This window comes from Marinobacter sp. (assembly GCF_048266785.1).
GTDB lineage: Bacteria > Pseudomonadota > Gammaproteobacteria > Pseudomonadales > Oleiphilaceae > Marinobacter.
This window is the reverse complement of record NZ_JBLWYX010000001.1, coordinates 526,833-549,801: the sequence shown is the minus strand read 5'-3', so window position 1 is coordinate 549,801 and position 22,969 is coordinate 526,833. Positions and strand designations below refer to the sequence as shown.

The window sequence follows — 22,969 nt, the reverse complement described above, 5'->3', positions numbered from 1 at the left end:
CCTTACTTCTGGCTTGAACGCTCGAGCATACGCTTCGCGCGCTCGTTTGCTTCGTCAGCAGACTTCTGAGCTGCCTTCGCAGCGGCCAGAGCCCGGTCAGCAGTCTGCTGGGCAGAACGTGCAGAGCTGGCAGCGCTGTTAGCGGTGTTCATAGCTTTGTCTGCAGTTTGCTCAGCAGAGTTAGCAGTTGCATTGGCTTCGTCAAGAGCGCCCTGGTCGGTAGTTGCACAACCTGCAGTCAGAGCAGTAGCCAGTGCGATTCCGGCGATCGTCAGTTTACGCATTATAAAACCCCTTATTGGTCGAGTTATTTCCTGTTAGCTTCGGCCCGATAGGCTTTGACTACCGGAGACGTATAACAGTGTAAAACACTCTGGGCAGAAATGTTAACTAAGTATGTTGAATTGTTTCAGGGTATGACAACAACTTAATACTTGCGCCATGGGAGGGCGATCAGGGAAGGATGCGTATTGGCGTACCGTCGTTGACCAATTGCCAGATTTCGTCCATTTCCTGGTTGTTTACGGCTATGCAGCCGTTGGTCCAGTCCAGGCCTGTGTATGCAAACGCCATGTCTTCTGCACCATTAGGCAGGCCGTGAATCATAATGCTGCCACCGGGATCCAGGCCCCAGTTTTCCGCCATTTCACGGTCTTTTCCACTTGGGTAGGAAATGTGAATGGATTTGTAAAAATCGCTGCCAGAGTTGCGCCAGTCCAGCGTGTAGTCGCCTTCGGGGGTGCGCTCGTCGCCTTCAAAGAGCTTATGCCCTTCCGGGTTATCACCCAGCGATATACGGTAACTCCGGATCACCTCTTCCCCGTTCATCAAATACAGGCGGCGCTGCCCTTTTTTCACCAGCACTGTACTGACCATCAGAGACTCGTCTGGCGAATCGTCCATTGCCGGCATGCGGGGGTCTGCCCGAGCCAGCAACTCTGAACTGTAGGCCGGAAAGCTTGCGGCAACAAAAAGAGCCAGAAGGCACGAGGTTAATAAACGGGAAATAGCCATAACCTTAACTTACCAATGATTAATCTTTACGCAGAACCTTTTATAACATAGCCGGTCTGCCAGAGGTTAAGGGGTTTTGTTAACTTTTATAGCTATCCGATGCAGATATCAGGCATTTTGTGACTTGTCCATTTTCAGACCAACCTTGGTGACCTGGTCTGCCTCGGTGGCCCTCGCTACCAGAGTAACAGGCCCCAGAACCACTGTATCGCCAACAACCGGGTGCCCCTTGGTGCGCTTGGCAAAGCACTCCGCCAGTGACAATTCAGGTGGCAGCTCATCGAATTCAATGCCATAAACCTGCTCTACATCACCAAGCAGCGCATCTCCGTTCAGCACGAAATCGCCAAAGAAAGCCCTCTCTGCGAGGTATTTTGGTGTGTGGCGGCCACTCAGTGACTTGCCTAGCTCTTTCAGAACACTGGGCGTAGCAAACATGGCGACCATATCGCCACTGGAGACTTCCAGATCTGCCTTGGGTTGCAGGCAGACCCGATTGCGGAATACGCCTGCAACGGCTGTGTTTTCCGGAAAGCGAAGCTGGCCCAGGACTCGAGGAGTTTCCCAGTTTTCTCCCCGCAAGGGGAACAGCATCAGCTCGTGATCGCCGGCCGCAGGTGCGTCCAGTGGCAGGCGCCGGTAAGGCTCGCCGTTTGCCGGGATCTCCAGGCGCAGTTTGCGCGCAAGCGGGGTGATCGTTGTACCTTGAACCAGCAGAGAAACCAGAACAATAAAAAAAGCGGCATGAAAAACCAGTTGTGCCTCGGGCAGGTTGGCAATAATCGGGAACAGGGCCAGGACAATAGGTACGGCTCCCCGGAGCCCCACCCAGCTGATAAAGCCCAGCTCCCGGCGATTAAAGCCAAAAGGCCAGACGGTGAGCATGACGGTTAACGGGCGGATCACAAAAATCAGCGCCAGCGCCAGTATCAGGCCGCTTCCCGCCAGGGGAAGCAGGTCGGATGGATTAACCAGCAAGCCGAGAATCAGGAACAGACAGAGCTGGGCCAGCCACGCCAGACCATCGTGTACCTGGAGGATCATGGGCATCATCCGTACCTGGCGGTTACCAATCACAACACCACTCAGGTAGATGGCCAGAAACCCGCTACCGCCGAGGGCGTTGACGACAGAAAACACCAGGATACCGGCAGCGACCACCAGCAATGGGTAAAGCGACGGCGTCAGGCGGATGCGATTGGTCAGCTCAGCAATCAGAAAGCCGCCAAGGATACCGCCAACGCCCCCAATGCTGAACTGCTTGAACAACAGTATCAGCGAATCCTGGATCGCGTGTTCGCCACCGCTGGCAATCACCGAGACCATCATCAGCGTCAGGAAAATCGCCATAGGGTCGTTACTGCCGGATTCGATTTCCAGCGTCGCGCTTACGCGCTCATTCAAGTGCAGCCCGCGACCTTGCAACAGTGAAAATACTGCGGCCGCATCCGTTGATGAAATGATGGAACCGATGAGCAGGGCAGTCATCCAGTTCAGATCAAAGACCAGCCAGGCAACGAATGCAGCCCCCAGAGCCGTCATGGCTACGCCAATGGTTGCCAGTACCAGGGCGGGCTTCAGGCCTACCCGGAAGGTTTCTGCCCGTGTGCGCATGCCGCCATCAAGCAGGATAACGCCCAGCGCCAGATTGGCGACCAGGAAAGAGAGCTGGAAATCGTCGAATTCAATGCCGCCCGGGCCGTCTTTGCCCATCATCATGCCCACCGCCAGGAAAATAAGCAGTACCGGCATACCGACCCGGCTGGAAAGCGGGCTCAGAACGATGCTGATGACGAGCATCAGGGCACCTACCAGGGTGAGCGTTGGATCCATCAGAACTCCAAAAGAGAATGCTTGCCGGGAACCGGCGGAAGCGCTTATATTGCGCGGGTAGTCACGCCTTCTGGCGGGTGTAGTTCAATGGTAGAACGGCAGCTTCCCAAGCTGCACACGTGGGTTCGATTCCCATCACCCGCTCCAAACCGAACTTCGATGCCTTTCAGTATCACCGTAAAGCACACTTGTATCAAATGGTTGGCCGCCGTCAAAGCAGATGACGCTGTTCTTAGCTGTCGCTGCCCGGAAACTGTGTGGCTGGGCCTGGCAGTTCGCCGCTTCCAGCCTGGCCAAGCTGCTTTGCATTGCGCCACTCCCTCACCGACGGCTGATCACACTCGACAATCAACGAGTGATTGGCAAGGAATACGACTCAGTTTTAAGGCTGGCTTGCCGCAATTGCACGGCGAAAAACGGAGATAGATGACAACTGTCGCAAAACGTCATGATTTTTCGACTGCACAGCTTACAACCCTATGAAAAATATGGAACAGTCAGCGAAGAACGATGCTAGATAAGCGAACAGATATTTTGCAGGAAATCCGACAATTGACGCTTATTTCCAGGCAGGCTACCTTTTAGAGTAGGTAGTTTTTTGATAATAAAGACAAATTTGATGGGTGACACCCGCGACGCGGGGGAATAGACGCGTTTAGCATAGATGTCATTTGTCGTTGAATTAGCTGTTATGCACTACACCGTCGAATATGAGTAGAAAATGAGAATCCATTTGAGTACAGCAACGGTGACGTCCCATGAAAACAGGCGTCAGTCGATGAATTTGCACTTTAATCCGGTGGTGCTGTTTGAGAATAGCTGGCCCTTTCCTATAGACCATTTGAAAGATATAAGCTGGAGCATAGAGGCCGAGTCGATAGGGAAGCATGATTTTGAGTTCACCACCGGTTGCGATTCACCGTTTGAAGTGGAGAATGATCGGAATTATATAGAGTTCTTCTTGAGTAAGAAGAGCGTGCCATTTCAATATGACGATTACCCGTGCCAAATACTCTTTTCGGCCACATTGGACTCCCCTCATTCTGGTCCGATAGAGATAGATCGTCGGTTTTTTGGTGTAGTTAAAACAGTGTGGTCCAAAGGGCTACGATAAAATGCATAACCAAACCAGGCACAGCGACGGCTTTTCCGTTGCGGCTTCGCCTCCACTACAAAGCCGTGCGTGCTGGCAGCGTTATACCTGACGGAGAAACTAATGAGGAAGCTTGTAAGTTCAGGATCTCATCTGGAAGATCCGATTGGTTTTTCGAGAGCATGTCGAGTTGGAAACGTTATTGCTGTCTCCGGTACTGCACCTATAAAAAATGGTGAAACCACTTGCGTCGGTGATGTGTATGGGCAGACAAAGTACTGCTTGGAGTTGTCTATTCAAGCTATTAAAGAAGCAGGCGGGAACCCGACAGACATAACCAGAACTCGAATCATGCTAACGGATATAACGCGTTGGGAAGACGCAGCAAAGGCACATGGAGAGCTGTTCTCCACAATAAAGCCAGCATGCACTTTCGTAGAAGTGAGTCGCTTCATAGATCCAGCATGGCTTGTGGAGACGGAAATTGACTGTGTCCTGGATCAGGTATAGCCAATCAGTCAACCGTACACCAAAAGCCTTCTGCTTTTTGGTTCCCTCCGCTGGCGGTTACCTAGGCGTTATATTTCCGAGTTACCCACGAACAGTAGCCCCCTTCTATAGTTAGGGTGATCCCTAGCGCGCAGCTGATTTACGCCGAGTGTTTCGAGTCGATCGCGGCGGCCTAATCCGCTATCTTCGAGGAAAGTGAAGTCGATGACTCAGCTCGGTAAATTTCGAGCGTGGTTGAGCCTTACAGAGCGTCAATAATTTTTCAGGCCCGACATCATGATTGTTGCTTTCGACAATTACCGCCTCAATACTGATACCTATCAGCTCTTTCAGGGTGACACACTGGTAGCTGTTGAACCGCAAGTCTTCTCGGTACTGCACACGCTGATCGAAAACCGGCACAAAGTTGTTTCCAAGGATGAAATGATCGAGCGCATCTGGCGAGGGCGCATCATGTCTGATGCGGCTATCTCCAGCCGCATCAAGAGTGCACGCCAGGCGATTGGTGACGATGGCACCGCCCAACGTTTAATCAAAACCGTTCACGGTATCGGGTTCCGGTTTGTTGGCGAGGTGAATGCCTTTCCTTCCAGCCCGTCGATTCAAACCAGCGGACCAACCGCAGGAAAAGACGTTTATCAAACCGCCGGAGATTCCCGCCCGTCCATTATCGTGCTGCCCTTTCAATCTGTGAATGAGGGGCTTTCAATCGTGCCTCAGGGCCTTGCCCACGATGTTATTTCCGGGCTATCGAGGCTGCGGTGGCTGAAGGTGATTTCCAGATCAAGCTCGTTTCGGGTGGGCGGCGATAAAACGGGGCTGGAAGCGTTGTGCCAATTGACGTCTGTGCGTTACTGCCTGTCCGGTTTTATTGAGCAGGAAAGACGGCAGCTGATTCTGAGCATTGAGCTTTCCGATATTCTCAGCGGCTCGGTGGTGTGGGCCGACCGAATTCTCGTGAATGCCCATGACATCCATGATCTGCGATCTGACATTATCAAGCGAATGATCAGTGTTCTGGAGCTTCGCATCTCGGATAGCGAGGCTCAGTTGGCTCAATTGAAAGCGCCTGAGAATCTGGATGCATGGGAAGCCTACCATCTGGGGATCGCTCACCTGTATCGATTCACTGAGATTGATAATCGCAAGGCCGTTGCTCTTTTTACCCGCGCTGTTTCACTCGAACCCGGCTTTGCGAGAGCTCACGCCGGGCTCTCTTCGGCGGAGTTTCAGAACGCCTTCAATCTCTACCCGGGCGTCGACAGGAACGACACCATCGCGAATGCGACCAGAAGCGCTGAGAAAAGTATCGAACTCGACCGGTTGGACCCCTTGGCCAATTTCGCTATGGGCCGAACCCACTGGCTCCATGGCAACACTGAGGCGAGTTTGCCTTGGTTAGAGCGGGCACTCGCGCTAAACCCCAACTACGCCCAGGGATTTTACGCTCATGGCTTGGCGTCCTTGATGACCAGCAACGAGCTCAGGAGCTATGACAGTTCTGAACAGGCGATTTCCCTGAGCCCGCTGGACCCATTCCTCTATGGGTTTTATGGCATCAGGGCGTTTTCCTACCTGGCCGATGAAGACATCGACAATGCCCGGCTTTGGGCCGAAAAAGCCGCACTGCAGCCAGAGTCCATTGTGGTGATGGATATCCTCGCGGCGTCGACCTGTGAAATGGCCCAGGACCCTGTTGCTGCGGCTAAATGGATCGATCGGGCTAAAGCCCGACACCCAGACATCGACAGCCAGTATTTCTTCAAGGCCCTGCCGTTTGTTGCCGGCAATATTCGCACTCTGATCCAGTCTTCGCTCACCCGCTTAGGGCTCTGACGGATTTTAACGTTCAACCTCTCGAGTTCTACAGAATTCCCCCGATTTTCTTCAAGCTTGGCCGTTTCCTTTTTGCAGTAATACATCCTGAGGGTGACCCAAACCATGGTTTGCCTTACGCCACTGACTCAGGAGATGATCATGCACATTCCACAGCTTTCTGATTACCGCGAAGATTTACTACCCATTACTGCAATCCACGGCTCTGCCAGTACGGGATCACTATGGCGTCGGCTTGCGACGCTATCCACGGCCCGGCGGGCGGTGTTCGCGCCCGACCTGACAGGGTACGGCGCCAATAACACGCCCGAACCAGACACTGTCTCGACCCTTGAAGAACGAGCCTGGCCAATCATCGACACCATTGAACAGTCCGGGCGACCAACCCACTTGGTGGCCCATTCTTTTGGCGGCTCAGTGGCTCTTGAGGTCGTCGCCAGAATTCCACACCAAATCACAAGCCTGACGCTGTTCGAGCCGGTGTCACCGTCGCTGTTGAGAGGCACGGACCAACCGGAGGATCTAAGCTTGCTCGGCGATATCCTGGGGTTATCGGAGATTGTCCGGGGAACGTCCGGCGCTGTGGGAATGGAGTCCTTTATTAACTTCTGGCACGAAGCTGATGCCTGGTCGCGGTTGTCGGATAACGCCCGAGCCAGGCTGGCCAGGCTGGCTCCTGTGGTGCACCAGGATTTCAGAGAAGCCTATTCGGTTGACCCCCATGCGCTGTCAGCCATCAGTTACCCCGGCCCCGTCAATCTACTCGTGGGTGAGCAAACCAACGCCCACGCAAAAAGAATGTCGGAAATACTCACGCGGCAGTTCCCCCAGGCTTCACTTGTGACCCTGGCCGGCATGGGTCATATGGGGCCACTGACGCATTCCGAGATTGTCGGCAACGCCATACTGGCGGTTATTGAGCGGGTAGAGAGTGAGGCGCAATCGGTCAGGTTGGCGGCCAGCGGAGGTTGAAAATATGCTGGAGGCAACCTGCCTTCAGCGGAACAAAAAAAACTGAGGGAACACTGGGTGTTCCCTCAGTCTGATTGGCAGGCATTGAATAGATCAAGCTCTGGTTAATTGCTCTACCGTTATATTGACGTCAACCGGAATGGCTTTGGATACCAACTCATATACTGGAGAGTAGCTCATCAGCTTTCTCACAGTTGCTTCATCGGCAGACGTCTTGGCTTTCACGTCGACGCGAACCTTGCTAAAGCCACGGTTGGCATCGTCTGAAACACCGAAGAAACCGCGTGCATCCATCTCACCTTCAGCCGAAGCATTGAACGCCTGGATCGCAAAGCCCTGCACCGATGCGTGGGCAACGACAGTGGTGGTGATGCAACTCACCAACGAATTCAGATAGTGTTCAACGGCGTTGGGGGCGGTGTTGTCTCCCGCCAGAAACGCGGGCTGGTCTGCGGCAACGATGAGTGCATGGGCGCGCTCGGTCCTTTCGTCGTTGCCTGCATAGAAGTCCTTGATTGCGGTGCGGCTCAAATTCCCGTTGACCCACTCATTGTCAGCACGGAATCGGAAGTTGCCGTAGTTATCGTCCTGCGACATTTTGGTCGCGAGTTCAACAATGCGGGCTGTATCAATGCCGTTTACGATGTGGTCAGTTTTGATGGCTGTATTGGTCATGATTATTGCTCCTAACGTGGTTGGTTGTTTATCGACGCAATCTGTCGATATGAAAAGGTTATGCAACCACGGGTTCGACTGATACGACTGAAAATGTAGTAAACAGCTACTAAATCTGTAGTAATCTGATTGTGGGTTGTCCTTGATTCAAAATAACTTGAGGTGAGGATTTATGGACTACGGACAGTTCTGCCCGATTGCGAAGGCGACCGAGTTACTTGGTGAACGCTGGATGTTGCTGATTCTGCGGGAGCTCTTTCTGGGTTCACATCGTTACAGTGATATTCAGCGCGGCTTGTCACGAATTTCCCCGTCATTGCTAACCAAGCGGCTCAAGGAACTTGAGCTCGCGGGCGTGGTGGTGCGCAAATCAAAACAGGGCCGCACCGGGCGTGACTATTATCTGACCCCGGCGGGCAAAGAACTGGAACCGTTGATCGAAAACCTTGCGGTGTGGGGTATGCGCTGGGCTCGCGGGCAACTGCGTGATGAGGAGCTGGATGTTGAATTTCTGATGTGGGATATCCAGCGCCGCCTGCAGATCGATAAATTGCCTGAGGGTGAGACGGTATTCTGTTTCATTTTTAATGACATAGAGAGATACAACAGTTGGTGGATTATCGTGCGTGACGGAACCGCCGACCTCTGTACAGAAAATCCCGGACTGGATGTCGACCTATATATCCGCAGCTCGCTGCGTGCCATGGTTGAAATATGGGAAGGTGACCTGGGGTTAAAGGCTGCGTTGCAGGGCGAACGCGTCACTGCACACGGCAAAAAGCATTTGGCAAAAACAATGACTGATTGGCTTGGTATTAATCCATTCTGTGATATTCGCCCGGGTGATCCCGAGTTGACCAGGATTGCTGCTGTTTAATAACAGTTTTGTTCGGCTGGAACGTCCGCCGGGCCTGACGGCCCTCCACCGGACGCATTTTTCTTTCTCCGCTCCGTTGCAAAAAAGTCGTTGCTGAACAAAAGCTTTAAATCAGTAATGGTACCGGAGTTGAGCGATAAGTAGAGCGTCATCCGTGACCTTGTAGACCATGCGATCCTCTTCGTTGATTCGGCGAGACCAGTAGCCAGCCAGGCTATGTTTTAGGGGCTCTGGTTTACCAATACCTTCGAACGGCTCGCGCTTGGTTTCTTTAATCAACTTGTTGATTCGGTTAAGAACCTTTTTATCGGTTTTTTGCCAGTACAGATAGTCTTCCCAGGCATTCTCGGAGAAGATAAGCTTCACTCAAGAAGTTCCTTTTCTTGTCCGCCGCTTTGTTCCAATTCGGCAACGGATTCTAATAGTCGTCGGGCATTCTTCGGCGCACGCAGAAGGTAGGCTGTCTCCTGCAACGCTTCGTAGTCTTCAAGTGAGATCATCACCACGGACTGCGATTTGCTCCGGGTGATAATGATTGGGGAACGGTCTTCGCAGACCTGCTCCATGGTTTTTGCCAGATTGGTTCTGGCAGCTGAGTAGCTGATTACATCCATAAGATCACTCCTGTACATAATGTTGTACTGGTACAGGATATCGTACAAGTAAAGATTTAACAATTGGCTACACAGCGACCGATTGTGCGCCGCTTCGCGGCTCCAAGCCGGCTATCGCTTTACGCGCTAAACCACACCCTTTCTCTTTAGCGCCTCGATCTCACTGGCGGTCTTTTGCAGCACGCGCTCAAGCACCGCGGAAGTGTCTTCTCCCAGTGCGGGCGGCGCTTTGTGGTATTCAAGCGGAGTTTTCGAGTATTTGATCGGATTGGCCACGCTCTTCACCGGGCCATGAGCGGAATCGAGGGTCACCTCCATGCCGCGCGCCTGCACTTGAGGATCATCGAATACCTGGGCGATATCCTGAATCGGGCCGCAGGGCACACCAATCTCATTGAGAAGCAGGGTCCATTGCTTCAGCGTGCGTGTTTTGGTCGCGCTCACTAATACCTTGATCAGCTCAACGCGGTGTTTCACTCGCTCAGCATTGGTCGCAAAACGCGCGTCCTGGGCAAGCTCGCCGTGGCCAATGGCCTCGCAGAAGCGCTGAAACTGCCCATTGTTCCCTATGGCAATGATGATCTGTTGGTCATCAGCGGTGGGAAAGGGCTGGTAGGGCACGAGATTGGGGTGATAGTCACCCGTGCGCGTTGGGGGTTTGCCACTGCAGAAATAGTTCTGCGCCTGGTTCGCTAGCCAGCTCACCTGAACATCAAGCAGCGCCATATCGATATGCTGCCCTTCGCCTGTCTGGGTTCGGTGGTACAGAGCGCCCAGAATGGCTATGGTGGCGTTCATGCCAGTGGTCAAATCTGCTACAGCGACACCGACGCGTTTTGGGCCGGCGCCAGGCTGGTCGTCCGCCGCCCCGGTAATGCTCATCAGCCCGCCTTGCGCCTGAATCAGGTAGTCGTAACCCGGCATTTCGGCCATTGGCCCGGTGTGCCCGAAACCGGTGATCGAGCAATAGATCAGGCCCGGGTTGAGCGCAGAGAGGGTGGCGTAGTCCAACCCTTTCTTCGCCAAGCCACCGCTTTTGAAATTCTCGACCAGGATGTCGCTTTGGCTCGCGAGCTCACGGATCAATTCCAGACCTTCGGGCTGGCTGATATCCACCGTCAGTGAGTGTTTACCGCGGTTGGCCGCGAGAAAGTAGGCAGACTCGCGGGTGTTCTCGCCATTTTCGGCCTTGAGCCAGGGAGGCCCCCAGAGGCGTGTATCATCGCCACTATCGGGCCTCTCGATCTTGATAACCTCGGCCCCCATGTCTGCAAGAATCTGGGTGCTCCAGGGACCCGCCAACACGCGGCTGAGATCAAGTACGCGCAACTTTTTCAAGGGACCTGCCATGGTGCACACCTGCCGTTAGAAAAAAATCAGTAAAAGGCCTGGAGCCCGGTTTGAGCACGACCCAGGATCAGTGCATGAACGTCATGCGTGCCTTCATAGGTGTTAACCGACTCCAGGTTCACCATGTGGCGAATCACGCCATACTCGTCCGAAACGCCGTTACCGCCGTGCATGTCACGGGACTGACGAGCGATATCCAGTGCCTTGCCACAGTTATTGCGCTTGATCAGCGAAACCATCTCTGGTGCCCAGTTGCCGCTGTCCATCAAGCGACCTACCTGCAACGCTGCCTGCAAGCCCAGGGTGATCTCGGTCTGCATGTCGGCCAGTTTTTTCTGAATCAATTGGTTAGCGGCCAACGGGCGGCCAAACTGCTTGCGGTCCAGGGTGTACTGACGCGCTGCGTGCCAGCAGAATTCAGCCGTGCCCATTACGCCCCAGGCGATACCGAAGCGAGCTTTGTTCAGGCAACCAAACGGGCCTTTCAGGCCGCTGACGTCAGGCAGCAGGTTTTCTTCGGGAACAAAAGCATTATCAAGTACGATTTCGCCCGTGATGGACGCACGCAGAGAAACTTTGCCCTCAATTTTCGGTGTGCTGAAACCTTTAGTGCCACGCTCGACGATAAAACCCTTAATCTGGTTATCATGGGCAGCGGATTTCGCCCACACCACTGCAATGTCGGCAATCGGACTGTTGGTGATCCAGATTTTGGCGCCAGTGAGGCGGTAGCCGCCATCCACTTTTTCGGCACGCGTGATCATCGAGCCGGGGTCGGAGCCGTGGTCAGGTTCTGTCAGGCCAAAACAGCCGACGGTTTCGCCGCTGGCAAGTTTGGGCAAATATTTCTGTTTCTGTTCTTCCGAGCCATAAGCTTCGATGGGATACATCACCAGCGACGACTGCACGCTCATGGCGGAACGGTAGCCGGAATCGACACGCTCTACTTCACGCGCAATCAGCCCATAAGCAACGTGGTTGACGCCCGCACCGCCGTATTCCGGTGCAACCGTAGCACCCAACAAGCCGAGTTCGCCCATCTCGCTCATGATCTCGCGGTCAAAGCGTTCCTCGCGAAACGCAGACAGGACACGTGGCTGGAGTTTTTCCTGACAGTAGTCGTAGGCAGCGTCACGAATCTGGCGCTCTTCGTCAGTCAACTGCTGTTCCAGCAGTAGTGGGTCGTCCCAATTAAAACGGCTCATCGTCAAAGCTCCAAAGCTGATAGTGGCGATTGGTGTGCAGGAAACGTTCTAGCAAAATATCGACATTTTAATAAAACGTCAAAATATTTCTCGTAAGAAAACGCATGTTCGCCCGATAGTCGAATGACGGTATCGAGAGAAAGCCTACGTTGCACGGCATAAGGCCAAGTTAGGCTTAGGGTGCATGCAGGTGTGGTTTAATTGCTATGGATCAAATAACGTGGATATTTTACAAATTTGTAGAAATTTTGTGGCATGTTCTATTTATATGGGGCTACACTGAATCCGGTTTAGACGTTCCGGACACTCGATGTACCTACAACAAACAACAACATTCCTTACAGATTAAGGGTCCTCTTATGAATCTCTCTGCATTCGTGAAAAGCCTTCTTGCCACTTCCCTTGCGGTTTCCGTGCTGGCCAGCCAGGCGGTCTACGCTGACACGCTGCGTCTGCGCATGCATACGTTTTACGGCACAGAAGTCGATCAAATCGCTTCCGACCTTCGAGATCGCGTTAAAGAAGCCAGTGACGGCTCTATCCGAATTCAGTTCTTCCGTGGTGGTGAGCTGGTAGACAGCGATCAGTTTGTGGAAGCCGTTGCGCGTGGCAGTGTCGATATCGCTCACGGTGTAGGCAGCTATTGGCCGGGTACGGTTGGTATCGGCACGATTGAAGCTGGCTTGCCAGGCGCTTGGGTGAGCGTAGAAGAAGCTCGTGATGTTTTTGCTAATCAAGGCTTGGACAAGCTAATTGCGACAGCCTATGAAGAAAAAGGGGTCAAACTGATCGGGCGGGGTTTTGGCAGTGATTATGGTCTGGTTACTCGCGAACCGATCACCAGCCTTGAAGATCTTTCTGACATGCGTATTCGGGCCACCAGCTCAATCGCCACCGTACTGGAAAAGTTTGATATCCCCACCGCCTTCATCCCGGGTGAAGAAATTTACATTGCTCTTTCGACGGGTGTCATTGACGGTGCTATTTATGGTGGCCCAGTGGAGTACGAGCAGCTGCGAATCAACGAAGTGGCCGGCTATTACACCGATATAAACCTGCTCAATCCGGGCTGGACAGAAAGTGTGCTTATCAATCCAGATACATGGGAGAAGATGAGCGACGAGCAACAAAAGATAGTTGCAGCAGAAATTGATCAATATCTTCTGGACATCCATAACTGGCTTGAAGAAGGCAATCAGCGCCTCATCGACGAAGGCAAGCTGTTTAAATTCTCCGTTTTGCCAGAAAAGGATTCACGCGGATTGGCGGAGGCTTCCCTTCCGATCTGGAAAGAAGAGGCCGCCCATTCCGAGCGCAATGCCCGCGCCGTCGAAATCCTGATCGAAAATGCCAAAGTGAAAGGGCGCCTCAGTGAGTAAGATTACCCGCTATCTTCGTTTTCAGGACGGGCTCTCCGAATGGATTGGCCGAGCCACCTCCTGGCTGACGTTAGGTATCATCGGTGTACTGCTCTATGAAGTTGCTGCTCGCTATATTTTTAACGCCCCCACCGTGTGGGGGCACGAGTTGGCAACAATGTTCTTCGGTGCATTGGCCATACTGGCCGGGAGTTATACGTTGCTCCATCGGCAGCACGTGTGCAGCGATGTCATCTACCGTTTGTTTCCGGTGCGTGTTCAAGCCCTTTGTGACGTGATCGTATTTTCGTTGGGCATTCTCGTTTTGGCTGTGTTTTTCAAAATGGCGGTGGAATTTGCCTATCGTTCATGGGAAATAGGCGAGTACTCCAACAGCAGCATATGGCGCCCAATGGTATGGCCCGTTAAAGCAACAATCCCTGTTGCTGTCGGTTTTCTGATTCTGCAGTCCATGGCAGAGCTTGTCCGCGCCTTAGCCCGTTTGTCGGGCGTGCAGTATGACGACCCGCGAGACCAGCGTGATGAGCAAGGCGCCTGATTGAGGCGCCCCCGGTAAGACAGACAACGCAGCCATGCTTATCGTGACGCACCAAGAAACACATTTGGGTCTATCGCTGAGATAGTCCCTGGAAAGGCTTTTTCTATGATAGATCTAGATCCCTTTGCCATCACTGCCATCATGTTTTCCTCCATGATTATTCTGATGGTAATGGGTGCTCCGCTGGCATGGGCACTCATGATATCGGGCATGGGCAGTGCCTACTTGATGTTTGGCCCTGGTGGGCTGCAATTCCTGCTTTCATCAGCCTACAGCACCATGGACAACTTTTTGCTGGCGGCACTTCCGTTGTTCATATTCATGGGGCTGGTGCTTGAGCGCTCAGGAATAACTGACGACCTTTTCGAGATGATACACAAGCTGATGGGTCGGCTTCCTGGCGGTCTTGGTGTCGGCACCATTCTGATCTGTGCCCTTATAGCCGCGATGGCAGGTGTCTCGGGTGCGGCGACCGTAAGCCTGGGCATCATTGCACTGCCTGCAATGCTTAAGCGAGGTTACGACAAGCGGCTGGCTACGGGTACCATCATGGCCGGCGGGGCACTCGGCTTTCTGATCCCGCCAAGTGTGTTGATGATTGTTTATGCCTTTCTTGCACGTGAGTCTGTGGGCAAGTTGTTTGCTGCGGGTTTGATGCCCGGTTTGATGTTGGCGGGCATCTATATGGTCTACATTTTGATACGCTGCCGCCGGAACCCTGCGCTCGGCCCTGCGGCGCCCGTGGAAGAGCGCTTCACAGCCAAAGAAAAACTGAAGTCGCTCCGCCACCTTATATCCCCGGGTATTCTGGTCACGACTGTGCTGGGCTGCATTATTGGTGGTGTAACGTCTCCGTCTGAGGCCTCTGCTGTCGGCGCCGCTGGCGCGCTAGTCATCGCGGCTATGCACGGTAGGCTGAACTGGAATCTGCTGCGTTACGTTATGCTATCCACTACAAAAATCACTGGCATGCTCTTGTGGATTGCTATTGCGGCCGTCTTTTTCAGCCGAATCTACATGGGGTTGGGTGCTGATGAGATCATCACTGACTCAATTGATGCTTTCTCACTATCACCCTATGTCGTCATCCTCATCATGCTGTTCAGCTTTTTCGTCTTGGGAATGTTTCTGGATGATTTTGCCATATTGTTCATTACCATCCCGATTTACGTACCGATCGTGCGCGACATGGGCTTTGACACTACCTGGTTTGCGGTGCTGTTTATCCTCAGCATGCAATCAGCGTATTTGACGCCGCCCTTCGGATACAACCTCTTCTACATGCGATCGGTGGCCCCAAAATCCATCACCATTGTGGACATTTATCACTCGGCGCTGCCCTACGTTGGCTTGCAGCTTTTTGGCCTTGCTCTGGTTGTCGCTTTTCCGATGATTGCACTGTGGCTACCCGGCCTGTTGTTCTAGCAGCCGCTTAGTCCATTCCCCGGAAAACGATAGCAGTATAAAGGGACGCCATAGTCCCTTTATTCTTTCAGTGGGCTGCCTTCAAGCAGTCCCTTGTTGCTGCATTATTGCTGTGATAATCGGAACAGGCGTCATCAGGTGTTCGCGCATCATCCTTTCGGCATCTTTTTTGCGGCGGGCAAGTGTGATCTCTACGAGAGCATCGTGTTCTTTGCGCTTTTGCTCCAAGGCCTCCTTGGAAAAAACGGTGGCTTTCAGCCAGACATGACGATATCGCTGAACCTTGTCAAAGAGGCCATCGCGTACTTTCATTAGCTGGGGAGAGCTGCAACCGCTCACAAGAGCTGTATGGAAACTGCTATGGCGGGCATCCCATACTTCCAGCAGTGAGTCGGGCGTGTTGGCTTCACTCACTTTAGCGAGTTGATAATTTTTGCCCAATATACCCGCTTCCCAATTGTCATCGCCCCGTTCAATCGCCAAGCCCAGCATCATGGCCTCCAGCTCGGCACGTGCGTCATACAAATCGTGCAGTTCAGCAAGCGACATAGGAGAAACGCGATAGCCGCGTTGGCTGATTGCCACAACTAATTGCTCGGCTACCAATTGCGACAACGCCTCACGCAGAGGTCCAATGCCGAGGTCATAGCGCTCCTTCAATACACTCATGCGGAGCTTTTCGTCGGGGCGGAGCTGACCTTTGATAATGTCATTCTTTAGCTGTTTGTACGCGCGGATACCGAGGTTCTCTTTGATATCCGCCGGCTCTTCTGGGCGTGCTGTCAGATTCATGGTCAGAACGTTCGCAAAATTGATATCGAAGCATAACATAATTCGATAGGAGGCAATGGGATGGCTACCTGGCCTGGCGGTTAACCTGCAAGGCCGCAATAATGATCCCCAACGAGGCAACACCGATAATGATCGCCGCCAGCGCATTCACGTCCGGGCTGACTCCCAGCCGGACTTTGGAGAAGATCACCATTGGCAGGGTTGAGGCGCCCGGGCCGGAGACAAAGCTGGCAACCACCAGATCATCCAGGCTGAGGGTGAAGGCCAGTAGCCAGCCCGACATCAGCGCCGGGGCGATCACCGGCAGTGTCACATCGAAGAATACCCGTACCGGGCGCGCACCAAGATCCAGCGCTGCCTCTTCTATCGACAGATCCATGTCCACCAGCCGCGATTGGATAATCACTGCCGCATAGGCCGCGCCAAACGTCGAGTGCGCGATGATGATCGTCAGGATGCCACGCCCTCCGGGCCAACCGATAACGCTTTCCATAGCGACGAACATCAACAGCAACGACAGGCCAATGATCACCTCAGGCATGACCAGCGGCGCGGTAATCATCATGCTCAGCAGCGTCTTGCTGCGAAAGCGTTGGAACCGGATCAGCACGAATGAGGCCACGGTACCGATCACAATAGACAGGGTTGCACTGGCCAGGGCGATCCGCAGGCTAACCCAGGCGGCATCCAGGATTTGTGGATCGCGGAACAACTCGCCATACCACTTGGTTGAGAATCCGCCCCAAACGGTCACCAGGCGGCTTTCATTAAAGCTGAAGATCACCAGTGACAGGATCGGCGCGTAAAGGAATACGAAGCCGAGAACGCCAACAATCGCAAGGAACCGGGACTTACGCTTCATTGCGCTTCTCCTTCACCCGCTGACTGCGCCCAGCGTAGCAGCATGATGGGGATGACCAGAACGAACAGCATCACGATGGCGACGGCGGAAGCGATGGGCCAATCCCGGTTCGAGAAGAACTCATTCCAGAGCACCTGGCCGATCATCAGCGTATCCGGCCCGCCCAGCAGCGCCGGAATGACAAATTCGCCCACTGCGGGAATGAACACCAACATGCAGCCCGCGATAATCCCGCTCAACGACAGCGGCATAGTGACGGTAAAGAACGTGGTGATCGGGCGCGCGCCCAGATCGGCAGAGGCTTCAAGGTAGGCCTCGTCCAGTTTCACCAGATTGGCATAAAGCGGCAGGATCATGAACGGCAGATAGGTATAAACGATGCCGACATAGACCGCGAAATCCGTCTGTAGCATCACTAACGGCTCGTCGATGATACCGGTGCTCATCAGAAAGTTGTTGATAACGCCATTGCTCTTGAGAAACCCGATCCATGCATACACCCGCAGTAGGAACGACGTCCAGAACGGCAGCACAACCAGCATCAGCAACAGGTTGCGCCGACCCGGTTCTGAGCGCGCGATCAGGTAGGCCATCGGGTACCCGATCAACAAGGCGATGAGTGTCGAGATGCCGGCAATCTTGACCGAGCCCAGATAGGCCGCAACGTAGAGAGGATCTTCCAGGAGGAACAGATAGTTACCGAAATTCAGGTTGATCCTGAAAAAACCATCGACCCATTCGGCGATTGGCAAATAGGGCGGCCGGGCAATAGCGGCCACAGAAAACGAGATTTTCGCGACCACGAGGAAGGGAATCAGAAAAAAAATCAGAAGCCAGACGGTCGGAATAGCGATGACCAGGGTGCGCCCCTTGAGCCCCATTCGGCCCAGAACCGCCCCGATCCTGGTTCCCAGCGGCAGGCTGCTCATGACGTCACCACAACCCCGGCGCTGCCGTCCCAGCCCAGGTTCACGCGGTCACCGTAGTTCAGAGTGCTCTCCTCGGAGCGGGTCAGATTGGTCTGGGTGACGCGCACACGTTTGCCGTTATCCAGCCGTATCTGATACACGGACGCATCGCCCATGTAGGCAATCTCATCAACGGTGCCAATCAGCTTGTTACGCAGATCTCCCAGATCATCCTTGCTGATCACCACTTTTTCCGGGCGCACCGCAACGGCGACCTTTTGGCCGATCACACCGCTGATGCTGTGGGGCACATAGATGTCCAACCCTGCCTCGGGTGACGCGACAATAACGTGGCTCTCCCCGTCCTCGGCGATACGGCCCTCGAAGATATTCACCGAACCAATGAAATCGGCAACGAACCGGTTTCGCGGGTACTCATATATCTCGCGCGGAGTGCCAACTTGCACGATCTCACCTGCGGTCATAACACCGATCCGGCTGGACAGCGTCATCGCCTCCTCCTGGTCGTGGGTGACCACCACAAAGGTCACGCCCAGGCTTTCCTGAATCTTGATTAATTCGAACTGGGTCTCTTCGCGCAGCTTCTTGTCCAGCGCGCCCAGGGGTTCGTCCAGCATCAGCAGCTTGGGCTTTTTGACCAGCGAGCGTGCCAGCGCGACTCGTTGGCGCTGGCCCCCAGACAGTTGATGCGGCTTACGGGTGGCGAATCCTTCCATTTGCACCAGCGACAATATATCGGTGACGCGAGTGGCAATCTCTGCCCGTGGCAGACCGTCGCGCTTCAACCCATACGCAATGTTCTTTTCCACTGTCATGTGCGGAAACAACGCGTAGGTTTGAAACATCATATTGGTGGGCCGATTATAGGGCGGGATGCCGGCCTGATCCTGGCCGTCGATGATGATCTGGCCGGAGGTAAGACCCTCGAACCCCGACAGCATCCGCAGCAGCGTCGACTTGCCGCAACCCGATCCGCCCAGAAGGCAGAAAATCTCACCTTTGTAGATATCCAGCGAGACGTCGTAGACCGACGTAAACGCGCCGAATTTCTTGGTCACATTTTTGATTTGTAAAAATGGCACCGCGTTCGGATCGGTCCACGGTCTTGCATCCGATGACGAGATAACTTCGGACATGATGGTTTCCCCCTCCCGAAAAAGCGATCCTGGAAATTGGTTGGCGCCGGGGCAGGCCCGAGCGCCAACGTGCAGGCTTACTTTCCGGTCTTGATCGTGGTCCACGTGCGGGTCAGAGTCCGGTCATAGCGCGCTGAGTGCGGCTTGGAAACGAACATCTTGACCTTGACGTCCTGGGGGGGATAAATGCCTGGGTCATTCGCAACGTCTTCGTTCACAAACTTCGTAGCAGCCGTGTTCGGGTTGCCGAAATACACATAGTTGGTGATGTCCGCGGCAACTTTTGGTTCGAGGATGTAGTCGATGAATTTTAATGCGTTTTCGGGATTGGGTGCGTCGTCCGGGATCGCCATCATGTCGAACCCGATCAGCGCGCCCTCTTTCGGGATCGTGTAGGCGATGTTGGTGCCTTGTCCGGCTTCGGCGGCACGGTCGCGTGCCTGCAGGATGTCACCTGAGTAGCCAATGGTCAGGCAGATGTCGCCATTGGCCAGATCGTTAATGTATTGCGACGAATGAAAATAGCGGATGTAGGGGCGAACGCCCAACATCAACTCGCTGGCTTTCTCCAGATCGGCTTTATCTTCGGAATGCGGATCCAGCCCCAGATAATTCAGCGCCGACGCCATAACCTCAGACGGAGAATCCATTATCACCACGCCACAATCGGCCAGCTTGGCCACGGTGCCCGGGTCGAACACCATGTCCCAGCTGCCGATCTTGTCTGCATCGATGCGCTCGGCGATCATGTCGATGTTATAGCCGATCCCGACAGAGAACATCATGTAGGGTACGCCATAGGTGTTGTCCGGGTCGTTCACCGCGATGATTTTGAGAATGTCAGGGTCGAGATTGCCGTAGTTCTTCAGCTTGTCCTTGTCGATTTTGGCATAAAGGCCGGCTTGCGCCTGACGAGCGAGAAACTCGATAGAGGGCACCACTACATCGTAGCCGCTGGCACCGGTCAGCATCTTGGCTTCCAGCACTTCGTTGCTGTCGAACACGTCGTAATTGACCGTGATACCGGTTTTCTTTTCGAAGTTGGAAATCGTATCGGCGGCCACATAATCAGACCAGTGATAGACGTTCAGTTCACCATCAGCCCATGCTGAGCCGGTAGTCAGCGCCAGTGCGCCGAAGATCATTGTTGTTTTTTTCATGGTGTTCTCCTAAAGAGTTTTTATTATTGGATCAGATACCCATTTTGTCACGCAGCCCGTACCACCAGGAGCCCATCACCGAATAGGGAACGCGGAACATGCGTCCACCGGGGAACGGATACCACGGCACCTTGGCAAACACGTCGAACCGGGTCATGTCGCCGTGGATTGCCTCGGCCAGGATGCGCCCGAAGGTGTGCGATCCGGTTACGCCATGGCCGCTGTAACCGTGTGCGAAATAGGTGTTGCTGCCGATGCGCCCCATCTGCGGAACACGGCTGAACGAAAGGGCGAAATTACCACTCCAGGCGTAGTCGATTTTCACCCCTTTGAGTTGTGGGAACACCTTGTCCATGTTGCGCTGCAACTTGGATTTTATGTCACTGGGGTCAGCGCCACCGTAAACAGTGCCGCCGCCAAACAACATGCGCTTGTCGCCGGACAAGCGATAATAATCAAGGATATAGCGGATATCTTCGACGCAGGCATCGGATGGAATCAATTCCTGTGCACGCGCTTCGCCCAAGGGTTCGGTCGCCATCACCTGCGTTGACACCGGCATCACCCGTGAGGTGAGCGTCGGCACCACGTGGCCCAGATAGGCATTGCCGCACAGAACCAGCGTTTTGCAGGTCATCGAGCCTTTGGCCGTTTTGACAACGGGCTGCGCCGCCAAGTGATCCACGTCGATCACCGCCGACATCTCATAGATCGTGCCGCCGTTCTGCTCAAACGCCGCCGCCTCGCCCAGGGCCAGATTCAACGGGTGCATGTGGCCGCCGGAATGGTCGATCATCCCGCCTTCGTAAAGGTCGGAATTAACGTATTTCCGCAGTTGTTCCTTGTCCAGCATCTCCTGGTTCTTCAGGCCATAGCTGGCCCAGAGCTTCACCCGCTCTTCCAGTTCGACCATGTGGGCGCTGGTCAAACCCGTAAAGATGTTCTTGTCTTTCAGGTCGCATTGGATGTCGTAGGTGCTGATTCGCTCACGGATGATCTCGCCTCCTTCCTGCACCAGACCCGCGACGAAGGTGGCCGTGTCTTGCCCGTAGCGTTTCTTGATGGTTTGCAGACTGGCGTTCAGCCCGTTAACGATCTGTCCGCCATTGCGTCCCGAGGCACCCCATCCAACCCGAGCGCCCTCAATGATGGCAACCTTGTAGCCTTTTTCCGCGAGGTACAGGCCCGTTGAGAGCCCGCTATAGCCGGCGCCTACGATGCAGACGTCGATTTGGTGATCACCCATCAGTTCCGGCCGTTCCGGCGCCGGGTTGGCTGAGGCGGCGTAGTAACTTGTGGTGTGGCTTCCGTCGCCGGCATAAGTGTGGCCCTGGGAGCTCATCACACGATCTCCAAATAGCTGTCGTATTCGAAATGGGTCACATGGCGGGCAAACGTGCGTAATTCCTGCATCTTGCATTCGACCAGCATCGTTTGCAGCCGTTTGGAAAAGATCTTCGGCACATCCGTACCCTTTTGAAAGGCGTCGATGGCGGTCGCCCAGTCCAGCGGCAGATTGTCCAGCTTCATCGAATACGCGTTCCCGGTGATGGGTGCCGCCGGCTGCATGTCGTTTTGAATGCCGAGCAGCGCGCCGCCCAAGATGCTGGTCAACACGAGGTAGGGGTTGGCATCGGCACCCGCGACGCGATGCTCTATGCGCCGCGCGCTTGCAGCACCGCCGGGGATGCGGATTGCCGCAGTTCGGTTCTCATAGCCCCAGGCGACATTTGTCGGCGCATGGGCGCCGGGTAGAAGACGGCGATATGAATTTTCGTGCGGCGCAAATGTCAGCGTGTTTTGCTGCATCGTGGCCAGCATTCCGGCTACCGCATTCAACATCAGGGGCGAGCCTTCGTCGCCGCCATTGTCGAAGACGTTTACCCCGTTTTCATCGATCAACGAGAAGTGGACGTGAAAGCCGCTGCCAGACAGGGCGCCATAGGGCTTTGCCATAAAGGTGGCCGCAAACCCGTGCTTGCGGGCAATGCCACGCACGAGCCGCTTGAACAACACGGCATCGTCGGCGGCACGCAAGGGGTCGGCGACGTGACGCATGTTGATCTCGAACTGCCCCGCCCCATTTTCCGAGATTGCCGCATCAGCTGGAATGCCCTGCAATTCGCAGGCATCGTATACATCGTTCAGAAATTCATCGAAATGCTGCAATTCGTCCAGGGACAGCGCCCCGTCAGATACCAGCCGCTTACCGGTGACCGGGGATCGAGGCGCCTGCGGGTGATCCTCCGAGGGGTCGACCAGATAGAATTCCAGCTCGGTCGCCACTACGGGCGTCAGCCCGCGCTCTTTGTATTGTTCGGCCACGCGCGCCAAGGCCCGACGCGGATCGCCGGGGAAGGGTGTGCCGTCCTCTTGCCGCATCCACAGCATCGCCAGCGCCGTCGGGCGACTGGTCCAGGTGATTGGCATCAATGGGCGGCCGGTATAGTCACACAGCCCATCGGAATCGCCGGTCTCGAATACGAGTTCATTGTTTTCGATATCTTCGCCCCAGATATCCATGGCGACAATCGACAACGGCATGCGCAGGCCGCCATCTATGACCTTGGATACCTGATCAACCGGAACGCGCTTGCCCCGCATGGTGCCGTTCAGATCGCAAACGCAGGCAAAAATGGAATCAATTTCAGGATGCTGTGCCAGCCAAGCTTCGGCCTTATTATCAGACATGGATCACCTTGCGATACCGTTTTAAGAATTGTGATATCATTTTGTAAATATTTATATCATTACCTTAATTGTGTCAAT

General features: G+C 54.3%; 22 protein-coding genes and 1 tRNA gene. 8 read left to right on the top strand and 15 right to left on the bottom strand.

Annotated elements, in window-relative coordinates; all coding sequences use genetic code 11:
• Nucleotides 1-2: 2 nt before the first annotated feature.
• The 3 genes from ACN0V1_RS02580 to ACN0V1_RS02570 form a co-directional block, all read right to left on the bottom strand.
• Nucleotides 3-284 (bottom strand): Lpp/OprI family alanine-zipper lipoprotein, encoded by a 282-nt coding sequence (locus ACN0V1_RS02580; RefSeq protein ID WP_417543483.1) that lies wholly within the window; start codon nt 282-284, stop codon nt 3-5.
• Between the two features lie 169 nt (nt 285-453).
• Entirely contained in the window at nt 454-1,014 is a 561-nt protein-coding gene (locus ACN0V1_RS02575) for a L,D-transpeptidase family protein (RefSeq protein ID WP_417543482.1), read from the bottom strand.
• 108 nt (nt 1,015-1,122) lie between these two features.
• Entirely contained in the window at nt 1,123-2,847 is a 1,725-nt protein-coding gene (locus tag ACN0V1_RS02570) for a potassium/proton antiporter (RefSeq protein WP_417543481.1), read from the bottom strand.
• A gap of 73 nt (nt 2,848-2,920) precedes the next feature.
• Between ACN0V1_RS02570 and ACN0V1_RS02565 the strand changes: the two genes are divergently transcribed.
• The 4 genes from ACN0V1_RS02565 to ACN0V1_RS02550 all read left to right on the top strand — a co-directional run bounded on the left by ACN0V1_RS02565 (nt 2,921) and on the right by ACN0V1_RS02550 (nt 7,258).
• Nucleotides 2,921-2,994 (top strand) — tRNA-Gly (locus tag ACN0V1_RS02565).
• Between the two features lie 1,069 nt (nt 2,995-4,063).
• Complete coding sequence (locus tag ACN0V1_RS02560; RefSeq protein WP_417543480.1) at nt 4,064-4,450, top strand: RidA family protein; 387 nt, start codon at nt 4,064-4,066, stop codon at nt 4,448-4,450.
• A 276-nt stretch (nt 4,451-4,726) separates the two neighbouring features.
• Nucleotides 4,727-6,286, top strand: a complete 1,560-nt coding sequence (locus ACN0V1_RS02555) for a winged helix-turn-helix domain-containing tetratricopeptide repeat protein (protein WP_417543479.1) — start codon at nt 4,727-4,729, stop codon at nt 6,284-6,286.
• A gap of 141 nt (nt 6,287-6,427) precedes the next feature.
• Nucleotides 6,428-7,258, top strand: a complete 831-nt coding sequence (locus tag ACN0V1_RS02550) for an alpha/beta fold hydrolase (protein ID WP_417543478.1) — start codon at nt 6,428-6,430, stop codon at nt 7,256-7,258.
• A 93-nt stretch (nt 7,259-7,351) separates the two neighbouring features.
• Here the strand turns inward: ACN0V1_RS02550 and ACN0V1_RS02545 are convergent, their stop codons facing one another.
• Nucleotides 7,352-7,933, bottom strand: coding sequence for an OsmC family protein (locus tag ACN0V1_RS02545; RefSeq protein WP_417543477.1), 582 nt, complete (start codon nt 7,931-7,933; stop codon nt 7,352-7,354).
• Between the two features lie 172 nt (nt 7,934-8,105).
• On the opposite strand from ACN0V1_RS02545, the gene ACN0V1_RS02540 reads away from it, so the two are divergent.
• Nucleotides 8,106-8,810: a winged helix-turn-helix transcriptional regulator gene (locus ACN0V1_RS02540; RefSeq protein ID WP_417543476.1), complete on the top strand. Its 705-nt coding sequence runs from the start codon at nt 8,106-8,108 to the stop codon at nt 8,808-8,810.
• Between the two features lie 111 nt (nt 8,811-8,921).
• Here the strand turns inward: ACN0V1_RS02540 and ACN0V1_RS02535 are convergent, their stop codons facing one another.
• From ACN0V1_RS02535 to ACN0V1_RS02520, 4 genes are all read right to left on the bottom strand, one after another.
• Nucleotides 8,922-9,176 (bottom strand): Txe/YoeB family addiction module toxin, encoded by a 255-nt coding sequence (locus ACN0V1_RS02535; RefSeq protein WP_417543475.1) that lies wholly within the window; start codon nt 9,174-9,176, stop codon nt 8,922-8,924.
• Nucleotides 9,173-9,424, bottom strand: a complete 252-nt coding sequence (locus ACN0V1_RS02530; RefSeq protein ID WP_417543474.1) for a type II toxin-antitoxin system Phd/YefM family antitoxin — start codon at nt 9,422-9,424, stop codon at nt 9,173-9,175. The genes ACN0V1_RS02535 and ACN0V1_RS02530 overlap by 4 nt, the downstream gene beginning before the upstream one ends.
• A 126-nt stretch (nt 9,425-9,550) precedes the next feature.
• On the bottom strand, nt 9,551-10,774 hold the full coding sequence (locus ACN0V1_RS02525; RefSeq protein WP_417543473.1) for a CaiB/BaiF CoA transferase family protein: 1,224 nt from the start codon (nt 10,772-10,774) through the stop codon (nt 9,551-9,553).
• Between the two features lie 26 nt (nt 10,775-10,800).
• The gene (locus ACN0V1_RS02520; RefSeq protein WP_417543472.1) at nt 10,801-11,979 is read right to left on the bottom strand and encodes an acyl-CoA dehydrogenase; all 1,179 of its coding nucleotides are present in this window, start codon (nt 11,977-11,979) and stop codon (nt 10,801-10,803) included.
• 206 nt (nt 11,980-12,185) lie between these two features.
• Here ACN0V1_RS02520 and dctP point away from each other — a divergent pair, with 206 nt between their 5' ends.
• From dctP to ACN0V1_RS02505, 3 genes are all read left to right on the top strand, one after another.
• Nucleotides 12,186-13,358 carry a TRAP transporter substrate-binding protein DctP gene (gene dctP, locus ACN0V1_RS02515; protein ID WP_417543471.1) on the top strand — a complete coding sequence of 391 codons (1,173 nt, stop codon included), beginning with the start codon at nt 12,186-12,188 and terminating at the stop codon, nt 13,356-13,358.
• Entirely contained in the window at nt 13,351-13,896 is a 546-nt protein-coding gene (locus ACN0V1_RS02510) for a TRAP transporter small permease subunit (protein WP_417543470.1), read from the top strand. The genes dctP and ACN0V1_RS02510 overlap by 8 nt, the downstream gene beginning before the upstream one ends.
• A 105-nt stretch (nt 13,897-14,001) precedes the next feature.
• On the top strand, nt 14,002-15,321 hold the full coding sequence (locus ACN0V1_RS02505; protein ID WP_417543469.1) for a TRAP transporter large permease: 1,320 nt from the start codon (nt 14,002-14,004) through the stop codon (nt 15,319-15,321).
• A gap of 81 nt (nt 15,322-15,402) precedes the next feature.
• Here ACN0V1_RS02505 and csiR read toward each other — a convergent pair whose 3' ends face one another.
• The 7 genes from csiR to ACN0V1_RS02470 all read right to left on the bottom strand — a co-directional run bounded on the left by csiR (nt 15,403) and on the right by ACN0V1_RS02470 (nt 22,891).
• Entirely contained in the window at nt 15,403-16,113 is a 711-nt protein-coding gene (csiR, locus tag ACN0V1_RS02500; RefSeq protein WP_417543468.1) for a DNA-binding transcriptional regulator CsiR, read from the bottom strand.
• Nucleotides 16,114-16,177: 64 nt separating this feature from the next.
• Nucleotides 16,178-16,975, bottom strand: coding sequence for an ABC transporter permease subunit (locus tag ACN0V1_RS02495; protein ID WP_417543467.1), 798 nt, complete (start codon nt 16,973-16,975; stop codon nt 16,178-16,180).
• A complete protein-coding gene (locus ACN0V1_RS02490; protein WP_417543466.1) occupies nt 16,972-17,904 on the bottom strand; it encodes an ABC transporter permease subunit in 933 nt (310 codons plus the stop codon). The genes ACN0V1_RS02495 and ACN0V1_RS02490 overlap by 4 nt, the downstream gene beginning before the upstream one ends.
• Nucleotides 17,901-19,040 carry an ABC transporter ATP-binding protein gene (locus ACN0V1_RS02485; protein ID WP_417543465.1) on the bottom strand — a complete coding sequence of 380 codons (1,140 nt, stop codon included), beginning with the start codon at nt 19,038-19,040 and terminating at the stop codon, nt 17,901-17,903. The genes ACN0V1_RS02490 and ACN0V1_RS02485 overlap by 4 nt, the downstream gene beginning before the upstream one ends.
• A 77-nt stretch (nt 19,041-19,117) precedes the next feature.
• On the bottom strand, nt 19,118-20,200 hold the full coding sequence (locus ACN0V1_RS02480; RefSeq protein ID WP_417543464.1) for a polyamine ABC transporter substrate-binding protein: 1,083 nt from the start codon (nt 20,198-20,200) through the stop codon (nt 19,118-19,120).
• A gap of 31 nt (nt 20,201-20,231) precedes the next feature.
• Nucleotides 20,232-21,542, bottom strand: coding sequence for an NAD(P)/FAD-dependent oxidoreductase (locus tag ACN0V1_RS02475; protein WP_417543640.1), 1,311 nt, complete (start codon nt 21,540-21,542; stop codon nt 20,232-20,234).
• A complete protein-coding gene (locus ACN0V1_RS02470; protein WP_417543463.1) occupies nt 21,542-22,891 on the bottom strand; it encodes a glutamine synthetase family protein in 1,350 nt (449 codons plus the stop codon). Before ACN0V1_RS02470 ends, ACN0V1_RS02475 begins: the two co-directional genes overlap by 1 nt.
• Nucleotides 22,892-22,969 lie beyond the last annotated feature (78 nt).